Annotated in this window: 14 protein-coding genes; 9 read left to right on the forward strand and 5 right to left on the reverse strand. The window is 51.8% G+C overall.

All coding sequences use genetic code 11. The features are described 5' to 3' along the window. Window positions 1–5: 5 nt before the first annotated feature. From J2Z70_RS14070 to J2Z70_RS14080, 3 genes are all read left to right on the forward strand, one after another. The gene (locus J2Z70_RS14070) at window positions 6–365 is read left to right on the forward strand and encodes a HesB/IscA family protein (RefSeq protein WP_209873887.1); all 360 of its coding nucleotides are present in this window, start codon (window positions 6–8) and stop codon (window positions 363–365) included. Window positions 366–391: 26 nt separating this feature from the next. Beyond that, entirely contained in the window at window positions 392–676 is a 285-nt protein-coding gene (locus J2Z70_RS14075) for a hypothetical protein (RefSeq protein WP_143803904.1), read from the forward strand. A gap of 88 nt (window positions 677–764) precedes the next feature. Continuing rightward, entirely contained in the window at window positions 765–1,457 is a 693-nt protein-coding gene (locus tag J2Z70_RS14080) for an AlkZ-related protein (RefSeq protein ID WP_235191919.1), read from the forward strand. A gap of 159 nt (window positions 1,458–1,616) precedes the next feature. On the opposite strand, the gene J2Z70_RS14085 is transcribed toward J2Z70_RS14080, so the two are convergent. From J2Z70_RS14085 to J2Z70_RS14095, 3 genes are all read right to left on the reverse strand, one after another. Beyond that, the gene (locus tag J2Z70_RS14085) at window positions 1,617–1,793 is read right to left on the reverse strand and encodes a hypothetical protein (RefSeq protein WP_155991496.1); all 177 of its coding nucleotides are present in this window, start codon (window positions 1,791–1,793) and stop codon (window positions 1,617–1,619) included. Window positions 1,794–2,033: 240 nt separating this feature from the next. Next, window positions 2,034–3,263 (reverse strand): aminopeptidase, encoded by a 1,230-nt coding sequence (locus J2Z70_RS14090; protein ID WP_209873890.1) that lies wholly within the window; start codon window positions 3,261–3,263, stop codon window positions 2,034–2,036. 52 nt (window positions 3,264–3,315) lie between these two features. Then, window positions 3,316–4,560 (reverse strand): aminopeptidase, encoded by a 1,245-nt coding sequence (locus J2Z70_RS14095; protein ID WP_209873893.1) that lies wholly within the window; start codon window positions 4,558–4,560, stop codon window positions 3,316–3,318. A gap of 162 nt (window positions 4,561–4,722) precedes the next feature. Between J2Z70_RS14095 and J2Z70_RS14100 the strand changes: the two genes are divergently transcribed. After that, entirely contained in the window at window positions 4,723–5,004 is a 282-nt protein-coding gene (locus J2Z70_RS14100; protein WP_209873897.1) for a hypothetical protein, read from the forward strand. Between the two features lie 223 nt (window positions 5,005–5,227). Here J2Z70_RS14100 and J2Z70_RS14105 read toward each other — a convergent pair whose 3' ends face one another. After that, window positions 5,228–6,580: a TrkH family potassium uptake protein gene (locus tag J2Z70_RS14105; RefSeq protein ID WP_209873900.1), complete on the reverse strand. Its 1,353-nt coding sequence runs from the start codon at window positions 6,578–6,580 to the stop codon at window positions 5,228–5,230. 148 nt (window positions 6,581–6,728) lie between these two features. On the opposite strand from J2Z70_RS14105, the gene J2Z70_RS14110 reads away from it, so the two are divergent. Beyond that, window positions 6,729–7,088 (forward strand): VOC family protein, encoded by a 360-nt coding sequence (locus tag J2Z70_RS14110; protein ID WP_209873903.1) that lies wholly within the window; start codon window positions 6,729–6,731, stop codon window positions 7,086–7,088. A 78-nt stretch (window positions 7,089–7,166) separates the two neighbouring features. Further along, window positions 7,167–7,673 (forward strand): GNAT family N-acetyltransferase, encoded by a 507-nt coding sequence (locus J2Z70_RS14115; RefSeq protein WP_209873906.1) that lies wholly within the window; start codon window positions 7,167–7,169, stop codon window positions 7,671–7,673. Window positions 7,674–8,041: 368 nt separating this feature from the next. Here the strand turns inward: J2Z70_RS14115 and J2Z70_RS14120 are convergent, their stop codons facing one another. After that, the gene (locus tag J2Z70_RS14120; RefSeq protein WP_036726611.1) at window positions 8,042–9,364 is read right to left on the reverse strand and encodes a hemolysin family protein; all 1,323 of its coding nucleotides are present in this window, start codon (window positions 9,362–9,364) and stop codon (window positions 8,042–8,044) included. Window positions 9,365–9,479: 115 nt separating this feature from the next. Between J2Z70_RS14120 and J2Z70_RS14125 the strand changes: the two genes are divergently transcribed. From J2Z70_RS14125 to J2Z70_RS14135, 3 genes are all read left to right on the forward strand, one after another. Beyond that, window positions 9,480–10,247 carry a DUF1836 domain-containing protein gene (locus J2Z70_RS14125; RefSeq protein ID WP_209873909.1) on the forward strand — a complete coding sequence of 256 codons (768 nt, stop codon included), beginning with the start codon at window positions 9,480–9,482 and terminating at the stop codon, window positions 10,245–10,247. A gap of 82 nt (window positions 10,248–10,329) precedes the next feature. Next, on the forward strand, window positions 10,330–11,547 hold the full coding sequence (locus J2Z70_RS14130; RefSeq protein ID WP_036726620.1) for an MFS transporter: 1,218 nt from the start codon (window positions 10,330–10,332) through the stop codon (window positions 11,545–11,547). Window positions 11,548–11,734: 187 nt separating this feature from the next. Further along, complete coding sequence (locus J2Z70_RS14135) at window positions 11,735–13,078, forward strand: ABC transporter substrate-binding protein (RefSeq protein ID WP_209873912.1); 1,344 nt, start codon at window positions 11,735–11,737, stop codon at window positions 13,076–13,078. Window positions 13,079–13,082 lie beyond the last annotated feature (4 nt).

The raw sequence follows: 13,082 nt of genomic DNA on the forward strand, positions 1-13,082 counted from the left end.
TGAAAATGAACATTGATGTCAGTGAGATCGCAGCAGAGAAAATCGCCGAAATCTTATTAACCGCTGAGACAAGGCACTCTTTTCTTAGAGTAGGTGTTGAAGAAGGGGGATGCAGAGGATTGTCTTATACCCTTGTCTTGGATGAGCAGCAAACAGAGGAGGATGTGGTGTTCAATAAAGATAAATTTCGTCTATTAGTTCACACGAAGAGTATTCCATATATCGATGGTCTCGAAATTGACTATGAACAAAGCGGAATGATAGGCGGATTCACCATGAATAACCCTAATGCCAAAGCCTCATGTGGATGCGGGGCCAGTTTTCGAATGGCTAACTATCGGGGGGAAGTTAAAAAATGTGATTAACCTGCAGGAAAGGAAGGAGAGAAGAAATGATATCATTTGAGGTATCTGAACAAGCGATTGATTCTTTTAAGGATGAATGGGGTTTGGCAGAGGCCCAACATGTAAGGATTTATGCAAAATATGCGGGTGGAGGCTCAGATGCTTTTACAATTGGCATCAATGCAAGTGCTACACCGATTGATCCGGCAGTGGTTCAATCTATCGGAGGCTTTCATTTCTTTGTCGAGAAATCAGATGCCTGGATTTTACAGGATGAGCATTTTCAGATTGGCTGTAATGAAAATGGTATATTTTTAAACAAAATCTCCTAATGAGCATATGCAGGAAGTGAATTTGCTCATTTATAGTGATAAGCTTAATTTGGTGTACAAGCCAGATTGATTTAGGAGGCTGAATGACGTGGGCGAAGCAGGTAAGCAAGAGAATGTAACCACCTTTGAAGAGATGGCTGAGGTAGTCGCCCGACTGGGGATTGTGCCGCTGGCACCCCTGATCCCGGAGCATCCGTCTGTGAACGGGCTGACGCTGGCGGAGAATTGGCATACGGATACAGAGCTGGACCCCTGGCGCTGGCGGGTCAGATTTCCCGGAGAAGGCTTAGCCGGCTACGGAAAATTCATCAAGAAAAAAGCCGTGCTCGTATCCCGCGAGTGGCTTCCGGCTTACTTGGCAGCGTCCGGGCCTCGGAAGTCTCTGGAAGAGCGGTATCAGAGCGGCCTGGCCACGAGAGAAGCACTGACTCTGCTGGAGATTATCCGGGCGAATGAGGGAATAGAGACACGCCAGCTGCGCTCTATGGCGGATATGAAGGCCAAGGAGAAGAAAACGGCTTTTGACAATGCAGTAACGGAGCTGCAAGGGTCTCTGGATATCGTAATCTCCGGCGTGAAGCAACGGGTGAATGCGGACGGAGAGCCGAATGGCTGGAACAGCACCTCTTTTGAAACCTCGGGGCACTGGATGCATGAAGCGGGCATTCTGCCCTTTGAGGGATCGAGAGAAGAGGCGATAGCCTGGTTGCGTTCACGTATGGAAGCGGCGTGGGCACCGGAGGCGGTTGCCTGGATCAACAAGGCGCTGGGCTGGAAGTAGACAAAGAACGGTAGTCCTTCATATGAAGAGGGCTGCCGTTTTTGGCGTTTTGACATGGGATACAAATAAAAACGGCTAATCTCATTCCCGCAGGAGACTGGCCGTAAGCGCTTACGAATATGTGATTGTACTGCGTATCTTGTGTATATTGAAGCAGCCTTACAGCATGGGGCCAAGGTAGGCAACCAGGAAGTACAGGAATCCGAACAGCAGCATGATGTAGGCGGTGTACTTGATGGCGTCGGAGGCAACGATACTTAAGTCTTTGGGAGCCTGGACTTCCAGACGTTCTGTTTCCATAGAATCCGTGTTGTCATGAGTGAAAGTTTCTTTCATCTGAATTCCCTCCTTAGATTATTCATGGACTAAAACATTCCTCTTTTGGAACTGTAAACACTATCTATAATTGTATTGTGACATATTTGTGAACTAATTTCAACAATATTGTGAAAATTCTTTGACTGAATGTTCACATTTGGGCTGTTTGGGTTGCTTTTACCTCAGTTCAACACAAAGACCCCGCCATATTCCTCAAGAGGGATTAGCGGGGTCTCATTCATAGTATAAATATTAAGCTTAGGCCCAATCTCCATTACGGAAGATCGGGTCGGTGGAGCCGTCATCGGCAATTCCGTCGATATTCATCTCCGGGGAGCCCATCATGAAGTCTACATGAGTGAGACTTTGGTTCATGCCCTTGTCTACAAGCTGTTCCTTGCTCATATTAATGCCGTCCTGCAGGGTGAAGGCGTAGGAAGCGCCAAGTGCCAGATGGCAGGAAGCATTCTCGTCATACAGGGTAGTGTAATAGAGGATGCCGCTCTCCGAGATCGGGGAGTGGAAAGGCACAAGCGCCACTTCGCCGAAGTAGGCGGCACCTTCATCCATGGCCAGCAGGGAAGCGAGGGCTTCCTGGCCCACTTCAGCGGTAAAGTCTGTAACTTTACCATTCTCCAGGGTCAGACTGAAGCGGTCGATGATGTTGCCCCCATAGCTGAGCGGCTTCGTGCTGCGGACCGTGCCGTTCGCACCCGTCTTCAGCGGAGCGGTGAAAACTTCCTCGGTCGGAATGTTCGCCAGGAAGGACATTCCGCGGCTGTTCACCGCACCCGCCTGACACCAGATATGTCCTTCAGGCAATTCGATCGTCAGATCGGTGCCCGGAGCCGTGTAGTGCAGCTTGCGGTATTTCTTCGCGTTCAGCAGCTCACAGCGCTGCTTCAAGCCGGCCAGATGGACACTCCAGGCCTGCACCGGATTCTCCTGGTCTGCGCGCACGGCCTTGAAGATGGCGTCCCAGAGCAGTTCAATCTGCTGCTCAGGTGCAGCGTCCGGGAACACCTTCGCGGCCCAAGAGGCGGATGGGAAGGCGAGGCCGGTCCAGCTGACCTGGTTAGCCATCAGCATCTCGCGGTAAGGAGCCATAGCTTGACCGGCGGTCTTCTGATGGTCCGCAATGCGGCTTGCATCTACTCCGTTCAGCAAGTCCGGATTCGCGGAGATGACTGTCAGGAATGCCGCTCCGCCCCGTGCCAGATCCTCCAGCTCATCAGCCTGCCACTTCGGCGGCTCCAGGAAGCTCTCGGACGGTGCGAGATCATAACGGGTACGGGTGACGAATTCATCGGAATAGTTAACCTTGACGAGCTTCGCACCTGCTTCATAGGCCTGGCGTACAATCAGGCGGACCAGTGCAGCCGATACGATATCCGCATTCACGACAAGGGTCTGGCCGGGTTGAATATTAACGCCGATCTTTACAGCGAGCAGTGCGTAATTCTCCAGCTTTTGGTTGAAATCCAGCAATAGCTTCAGCTCCATTCATTATCTAATGAAATGCAATAGCTTATAAAGGGGGTTAGAAGGCCCAGTTGCCCTTCTGGAAGACCGGCTCACGCGTACCGTCAGCGGTAATTCCGTAGATATCCATCTCGGCCGAGCCGATCATGAAGTCAACGTGAGTCACACTGTTATTGAGGCCGCGGGCGGTCAGTTCATCCTGGTTCATTTCTTTGCCGCCTTCCAGACAGAAGGCATAGGCAGTGCCAATAGCCAGATGGTTGGAGGCATTCTCGTCGAACAAGGTATTGAAGTAGAGAATCCCTGATTCCGAGATCGGCGACTGATGCGGCACAAGTGCAACTTCCCCCAGATACTTGGCGCCTTCATCCAGGCTGATCAGATATTCGAGGGCTTCCTGGCCCTGCTCAGCGCTCACATTGGTAATCCGGCCCTGTTCAAAAGTGATCGAGAAGCCGTCAATTACATTCCCGCCGTAGCTGAGCGGCTTCGTGCTGCGGACCGTACCGTTCACGCCTGTTTTCAGCGGAGCTGTGAACACTTCTTCCGTTGGCATGTTGGCGACAAAAGAATGACCTTTGGCATTGATGCTGTCCCCTTGCGCCCATAAATGGCCTTCAGGCAGCTCAATGCTAAGGTCAGTTCCGGGTGCTATGTAGTGCAGACTCGCGTACTTCTTCGCGTTAAGAACATTGGCCTTCGACTCCAGCGTGTCCAGATGCTCCTGCCAGGCGGCAACAGGGTCCTCACGGTCCAGACGGACGGTATGGAAGATAGCCTCCCACAGCTTGTCTACACGTTGGTCAGCAGGAACGTCAGGGAACACCTTGTCTGCCCAAGGCTGGGACGGGATCGCTACAATGCTCCAGCTGACTTTGTCGGACATCTGCAATTCACGGTATTTCGTAAGCGCTGCGCCCCGTGTCTTCTGGAAGCTCGCAATCCGCTCAGGATCAATGCCTTTGAGGGCATCCGGGTTCTCGGCAATGACCGACAGGAAGGCGGCACCGTTCTCTGCAAGCTCGGTCATTTCACCGGCAAACCAGGTTGGGGCCTTGGTGAATACTTCGGGTGCGGCATGCTCGAACTGCTGGCGGGTAATGAACTCGTCACTCCAGTTCACCTTCACCTGGCTGGCGCCAATGGCATAAGCCTTGGCCGTAATCAGGCGGACGAACTCAGCCGCAGTGATCGGAGCGTTCACAACCAGGATTTGTCCCGGCTGAACATTCACACCGATTTGTACTGCTAAATCAGCGTATTTACTTAGCTTGTCCTGAAGCTCTGTTTCAGTCATTGACATTTCCTCCATTACCATAATTTTTAGCTCTGTATAAGCATTGTACTAAATTATTAACCGCCGGATGAAAAAAGTCAATTACAGCGCAAAAGGAAAGAGAAATGCTGACATATCAATGTTATACTGGATATTGTGGGTATGATCAGATGAAAGGAAGGAAAGAGGATGAACCTGGAAATCACCAAAGCAGAAATGAAACGCGTAGAGGATAGAAGTTTTGTGGGGAGAACGGTATTTACATTAGAGAATCACCGTTCCCCTTATGAGATTACTTTCTACAGTTCCCGTGGAACCGAATGGGATTACAGCCTAAGCTTCGCCGGGGAGCCGGGGAGTGAGGAGCAGTTCCTGGAAGTCGATGCGCTGCTGGAGAATGACGATGATCTGTACAATCAGCTGCTGGATGCAGCGCTGGATGCCCAGGAGATCCCGGAAGAGGAAGCTTAAGCTTCTTTTCGGATATAACAATGCGACCCCGTCCCGTCTGATTGCCTTGGACGAGCAGGGTCGCATTTTTAATTGTAGAGGAGATTATGATTTTCTTCTGTTACGTATAAGTGGCGTGCAGGCGTGTTGCTCGAATGTATGCGGAAAACAGCATACATTTGCTGGCGCGCAGGTAATCTCATTCACCCGTAAGTGTGATTTTGTTCTTGATAGTCGCCGACCCTTAACCGATGGTGATATTGCCTTCCGGGTAACGGTATAACTCCTTGCTGTTCTTAGGCTTGAGGGCATAGGCCAGGGTAAGCGGTCCGGTCCGGCCGACGAACATAAGAATGATCACCAGCACCTTGCCGATCGTGGTCAGCTCTGTGGTAAGTCCCATGGTGATGCCTGAGGTACCGAAGGCGGACACCGCCTCGAACAAGACGCTCAGGAAATCGGCGCTCTCCGTTACGGACAGCAGCATGGTGGAGATGACCACCAGCATTAGTGACAGTAATGTCATGGTTATGGCTCTGTAGACATTCTCCTTCGAGATCCGGTGGCGGAACATGACGATATCCTCTTTGCCCCGCAGCTTGGCGTAGGCGGTACTGGCCAGAATGGCAAAGGTGGTAATCTTGATTCCGCCGCCCGTAGAGCCGGGAGCCGCCCCGATGAACATCAGCAGAATCATCAGGAATTGGGTGGATTCCCGCAGCAGCGGAATCTCAATGGTGGTTACCCCGCCGGAACGGGGTGTAATAGCTTGCAGGAAGGAGGCCAAAATCTTGCCTCCGGCATGCAGCGGCTTCAGTGTAGCGTTCAGCTCCAGCCAGAAGAAGACAATGGCTCCGACAAGAATCAGCACGGCTGAAGTCGCCAGCACGACCTTCGAGTGCAGCATCAGCCGCTTGCGCCTCCGATAATCGATCACATCAGATAAGACGATGAAGCCGATTCCGCCCAGGAAGATCAGCAGCATGGAGGTAATATTCACGACGGGATCTTCTACATACCGGGTTAAGCCGCTGAATGGTCCGTGAATATCGCCGAACAAGTCAAAGCCCGCATTGTTGAAGATCGAGATGCTATGGAATAATCCATAATAGGCTGCCTTGCCTATCGGCATATCTACTACAAATCTGGCAGCCAGCAGAATGGCACCAGTCAATTGAATGACCAGGGAGTAGATCAGAACCCGGCGGATCAGCTTCACGATCCCCTGCATGGAATTCTGGTTCATGGATTCCTGCAGCAAGAGGCGTTCCTTCAATGAGATCCGTTTGTTCAGGACCAGAGTGATCAGCGTCGCCATCGTAACGAAGCCGAGACCGCCGAACTGGAACAGCACCAGCAGTACGATCTGTCCGAAGGTCGATAGCTGTGTCCCCGTGTCGACAACGGCAAGGCCGGTTACGCAGGTCGCCGAGGTTGCCATGAACAGCGCATCAATGAATGAGATTCTTGCGCCCGTAGAAGCAGCGGGCAGCGATAACAGTAGGGTTCCGGCAGCGATCAGGATCACGAAGCCGAGGGATAGTATTTTGGGCGGCGTTAGCTTCAAATGCCCAAAGAAAAGGTTAGCCAAGTTCATTCTCCTGACAATAGGGATAGGATCTGACAAGATTATAGCATAACTTATATTCTCATCCCTAAACAGGCAGGAAATTGACATATTTTATCGAAATCATTAAAGGCTGTAGGATTCAATAACTTGCACTCTATGAGGAGGCTATACTGCTGTGACAAGTCCGATACGCAATCAGATTGGTGCTGTCTTCATCCCGGTTAGTGATATCGAAAGGTCCAAGAACTGGTATTGCAGTCTGCTCGGACTGCCGCTTGAAGGCGAAGTATTATTCGGGCATCTGTATGAGGTGCCGATGCAGGGGCCGGGGATTGTACTGGACAGCAAAATATTCACAGCCGAAGCCGTGCTGAAGGTGCCGTCCTTCCATCTGCTTACCGACGATATTGATGCCGCTTATGATTACGTCAAAGCCAGCGGAGCTGAGATCCTTACCGATATTGAGAATGACCACTGGTTTAACTTCAAGGACCCGGACGGAAACGTGTTAATGATCTGCCGCTCCGTCACTTAGTTAATCGGGTTAATTATATTTGTTAATCACGTTAATTATACAAGGATAATATTCGCTCTTTACTGCAGGAGGAAGGAAATGAACGTAACACTAAGGGAATTGCTCCCGGGGGATGCAGCGGCGCTGTTGAACCTCCAACATCGTCTAGACCGGGAAACCTCCTTTATGCTGCTGGCCCCGGGCGAGAGAAAGAGCGGCATTTCCCAGGTGGAAGAGATGATTAGAGGCTTACACCAAGCAGAGAACTCGCTTATTCTGGGAGCTGAAGCAGACGGTGAGCTTGCAGGATACCTGTCAGTCGAAGGAGGGAGCTTCAGCCGCAATAGACACAGTGCTTATATTGTTACCGGCATCCTGAAGCAGTACCAGGGCAGGGGCATCGGGAGCGCATTGTTCAAAGAAATGGACCAGTGGGCCAGGGATTGCGGCCTGGTACGTCTGGAGCTTACGGTGATGCAGCATAATGAACAGGCGGTTGCGCTGTATAAGAGGCAGGGCTTTGAAGTCGAGGGCTTGAAGCCAAAATCGCTGCTGGTGGATGGACAATGGGTGGACGAATATTATATGGGTAAAGTATATAGTTAATCGCATTAACTATTTAGCTGCTTGGATTCGTACATTAGCGAGTGTAATAAACCAACAAACTTTCAGAGCTCACCCCATCATATAGAACAAAGTCATCCTAACGGATCCATAGGATTACCTGCGTGGTAGCCCAATGTATGTTGTTTTTCACATACATTGGGCCCATACGCCTGCGGGTAGCCGAATGTATGTTGTTTTTCACATACATTGAGTCCATACGTCTGCGTGGTAGCCGAATGTATGTTGTTTTTCACATACATTGTGTCCATATGCCGCTGTGCCAGCCGATTGCATTCAAGTACAAGAGCAAAGGCGCTCCCCAGTAACTCAAGGGGAGCGCCTTACTTGTTGCAGCATATCTATAAGACTTACTCGTGGTGTGCATCTGATTCTTCGGTGACCGGAAGATCGATCAGGATCTCCACCTTGCGGATACGGTGGCGGTTCATCTCGCGGACCGTCAGGGTGACATGCTCGTAGGTGAGGCTTTTGCCGACAGCCGGCTCTTCCATATGGCTGTACAGCCATCCGCCGATTGTGGTGACTTCTTCATCATGGAAATCAAGTCCGGTAAGATCCTTGACCTCCAGCAGGGAGACATTGCCGTCGAACAGATAATGAGTGTCGCTCAGCTTCTCCACATTTCTGCGCTCATCCTCGTCGAACTCATCGCGGATCTCACCGACGATCTCCTCCAGAATATCCTCAATCGTAATCAGACCGGAGGTGCCGCCGTATTCATCCAGCAGCAGAGCGATATGCACGCGCTCCTTCTGCATACGGGTCAGGAGGGTCTTTACTGGCGTAACCTCCGATACTGTCACCAGAGGCAGGATCAGGCTTTTGAAATCGAAATCAGGATTATTGTCGTATTGCAGGTAGAGCTGTTTGGTATTAATCATGCCAATGATATTGTCTTTGCTGCCGTCAGCTACAGGGAAGCGGGTATACTGCTCCTTGCGGATAATTTCAAAATTCTCCTGCAGCGAATGATCGGTGAACAGGCATACCATATCTGTCCGGGGAACCATAATTTCCTTGGCGAGCATCTCATCAAAGGTGAAAATCCGGTTAACATAACCATATTCCGCTTTGTTGATTTTGCCGCTCTCATAGCTCTCGGACAAGATCAGGCGAATCTCGTCTTCACTGTGCGCGTCGCCGTGTTCACTGGCAGGCTTCATGCCGAACATACGGACGAGCAGGTTGGCGGAACCGTTCATGAACCAAATCAAAGGGTACAATATTCTGTAGAACCAAATAATCAGCGGTGCGGTAATCTGACCAATTTTCTCCGGAATATTAATAGCGGCGGTCTTCGGTGCAAGCTCTCCGACCACGACGTGGAGGAAGGTGGCGATAATGAAGGCCAAAGCAAAAGCAATGGGCTTACTAACGTTGTGACTCACACCAGCCAGATCAAACAGTGGAATGAGCAGCTGCTCAAAGGCAGGCTCTGCCAATGCCCCGATCCCGAGTGCAGTAATCGTGATACCGAGCTGACAGGCGGACAGATATCCGTCCAGGTTAGCGGCTACCCGCTGTACTGCCAGTGCGTTCTTCTTGCCGTCCAGCACCATTTGGCTGACCTGGCTGCCCCGTAATCTCACTACTGCAAACTCCGTCGCTACAAAAAATGCGGTTAAAATAATCAAAATTGCCACGAGCGTCAAACTAAGTCCTATACCCATATAATCTTTACCATCCCTTTCGTCCCTAAAATAGGTTATACTCATATTATGAGTTCTTATGAACCTATTGTACGAACTTTTCAGTGAAATATCAAATGGTGGAGGGTTGCCAGCTATGGAAGCTTTTACACTTAGCCGGATAGAGATGTCCGGACTATTACTGTCTCTAGGGCCCAACTCGGAGCGGAAGCCGCTCCATATTCTGCAGGAAGCCTGGACCAAGTTCCACCGCGACGAGGTGCGGGAGGGGACAAGCCTGCCCGCTTTTCTGTCTACGGATATCCCCCCGATTCTGCAAAAGCTGATCAAAGGCGGCGGCGTCAAAGGGCTGTCCCTGGGTGAAATTGCTTCGCTTGGCGGTCTGATTGAGTATTCCACTTTATCCGTCTCTGCTATGCAGAATTGGGTGAAGCGCGATTTCAAGGAATATCTCGGGTCCCCGCGTGAAGGGAAGAAGTACTCCATTAATCAGGCGGCCATTCTATTTATAATAGATGATCTGAAGGCGGCGCTTGATTTCGAGAGCATCAGGCAGCTCTTTCGTATGCTGTTCCTGGCGCCTGATCGCGATGACGATGATCTGGTAGAGCCGGCACAGCTGTATCACGGGTATGCTGAGCTGTTCGAGGAGATCAAGACCCGTTCCCCGATGCCGGCTGAGGGGCAGGCTCTGACCGGAAATCCCAAGGAATACCTGTGGAAATCGGACAGCGCAATCAAGTCGGCCATGGACAAAATGATGAAGCGGCTCAGCCACCTGAGCAGAGGGCAGCGGGATGCGGTGCAGAATATGCTGCTGATCGCTGCGATTTCGGTGCAGACCTGTTATTTTCAGGCGATGGCCCGGCAATATTTCAATGCCGTGTTATTCCTTGATTTTTGAATCATCCGCTTCTAGAATGTGTAAGTGATACTAGTCAGGAACTATTGGATTAGCGGGAATCAGGGGAGAGGGGCCTTAAGTCATGTGGAATCAAATGTCGCTGCTGCAGAATCCGAAGCAGCGGAAGCTGCTCTTCAGTGCAGGTCTAAGCTGGATGTTCGACGCGATGGATGTAGGGATGATCTCGTTCGTCGTGGCTGCACTAGCCAAGGAATGGTCGCTGGGGCCGGAAAAGATCGGCTATTTAACCAGCATTAACTCGGTAGGGATGGCGGTCGGTGCAGCCGCAGCCGGAATTATGGCGGACCGCTTCGGCCGCAAATCGGTGCTGCTCTGGACGCTGCTGATCTTCTCGATTGCAAGCGGACTGTCGGCCTTCGCCGCAGGTTATGCCGTATTATGTGTGCTGCGCTTCATTGCCGGCTTCGGGCTGGGCGGAGAGCTGCCGGTGGCTTCTACGCTGGTATCCGAGAGCATGCCGGTTAAGGAAAGAGGCCGTGCTGTTGTGCTGCTGGAGAGCTTCTGGGCGGTGGGCTGGATTCTGTCGGCGCTGATTGCTTACTTCGTCATTCCGGATTACGGCTGGCGGATCGCCTTCGCCATTGGTGCGGTACCGGCGCTATATGCGCTCTATCTGCGCAGGGCGATCGATGACTCCCCGAAGTTCGCGGAGATCAAGAAAGCACCTCCAGTGCCTTTGAAGAAGCGTATAGCGGCAGTCTGGTCAGCAGAACACCGCCGTTCGACCATCATGCTGTGGATTCTGTGGTTCACCGTGGTGTTCTCTTATTATGGAATGTTTCTGTGGCTGCCGACGGTGATGGTGCTGAAGGGCTTCAGTCTGGTCAAAAGCTTCGAGTATGTGCTGATCATGACACTCGCCCAGTTGCCGGGGTACTTCACCGCCGCCTATTTCATCGAGAAATACGGCCGCAAGTTCGTACTGGTCATCTACCTGCTGCTGACAGCCGTCAGTGCTGCCTGGTTCGGGAATTCAACGACCGAAGGCATGCTGATGGCTGCCGGAATCTGCCTGTCGTTCTTCAACCTGGGAGCGTGGGGCGGGATGTACGCGTACACACCTGAGTTGTATCCGACTAAGATCCGTTCTACAGGTGCCGGACTCGCCACCTCCTTTGGACGGATTGGAGGCATTATTGCCCCAACGCTGGTCGGCCTGTTGGTTGGCAAGGCGGTCGGGATCGGCTCCATCTTCATGATCTTCTTCGTCACGATTGTAATCGGCGCTCTGGCGGTGCTGTTCCTGGGGAAGGAAACGAAGGGACTGGAGCTTGAGTAGACTGCTTACGGAATAGATTTATACTTAACAGAACTAACCAGGACTAACAGGCCAGCCGGAATCTTCCGGCTGGCTTTTGTCTTACTTATTTGATATAACCCCTTACTTTTCTGGATTTACCCTATGCAGGGCGTTCCGTATAATCATTAATGTAACCGCTTACTTAACAAATTTGAGGAGGCAACAGATGACAATCAAGGGGACCAAAGGACTTGCACTGCTTCTAAGCTCAATACTGCTGATGACTACGGCTGCATGCTCATCCGGCGGATCGAATGCACCGGACGGTGCCAAGGCTTCTTCCAAGACAGAGGGTTCGGCACCTGCAATTGAGCTGCGTATGACCTGGTGGGGCTCGCAGACACGCCACGATCTGACCACCAAGATGATCAAGCGCTTCGAGGAGAAGAATCCGGGCATCACGATTAAGCCGGAATATTCCGGCTGGGACGGCTATTTCGATAAGCTGTCTACTCAGGTAGCGGGCTCGAATGCTCCGGATATTATTCAGATGGACTATGCGTTCTTGTCCGATTACGCCAAGCGCGGTACCTTGCTAGATCTGACGCCTTATACCCAGGATGGAACACTGCGGACGGAGGACCATGACAGCAGCATGCTCTCGGCAGGAAGCATTGACGGCAAATTGTACGCCGTTACGCTTGGAGTGAACGCTCCCGGCGTTGTCTATAATGCTTCCGTGCTTCAGGAGCTGGGAATTGCGGAGCCGCAGGAGTCGTGGACGTGGAAGGATTTTGCGGAGATGGCGAATGCAATTGCTAAGAAGAAGGGCGACGGCTACTATGGGACGCCGGATATTTCGGGCACTACGAACATCTTCGAGGTATTCGTGCGCCAGAACGGGAGCGGCCTGTTCGAAGGGAATAAGCTGGGTGTCTCCCGGGAGGTCATCGATGAATGGTTCAATTACTGGCAGGGGCTGCGGGACAGCGGCGGCGCTACAACGGCAGAGGTAACTGCTGCGATGACGAATGCTCTGGAGACCCGGCCGCTGTCCGTTGGCCAGTCTGCCCTTGATTTTGCCTGGTCCAACCAGCTGATTACCTATCAGAATGTGCTGAAGGATCAGAGCCAGAAGCTGAAGATGCAGGTGATTCCGCATATGGAAGGGGAGCAGAAGATCGGCGAATATCTGAAGCCCGGCCAGTTCATCTCCGGGAATGCCAAGACCAAGTATCCCAAGGAGGTAGCGAAGCTGATCGACTTCATGGTCAACGACCCGGAAGGCACTGCTATTCTGGGGGCTGAACGGGGAGTGCCGGTCAATTCCGCAGTGCGGGAGCAGCTGAAGCCGTCGCTTACCGCCGAGGAGCAGTTAATCTTTGATTTTATCGATGTGGTCTCCAAGCATTCCAGTGATATTGACCCGCCTTACCCGCAGGGCTTCTCGGAGATTGATAAGAACTTCAAGAGCGCCAGCGAGCAGATCTCCTTCGGTCAGGCCGGCATTCCGCAGGTAAGCGAGCAGTTCATCTCCGGTGCTAACGCCATACTGGACAAGGCTAAATAAATAC

It is taken from the genome of Paenibacillus silagei (assembly GCF_017874735.1).
Lineage (GTDB): Bacteria > Bacillota > Bacilli > Paenibacillales > Paenibacillaceae > Paenibacillus_AQ > Paenibacillus_AQ silagei.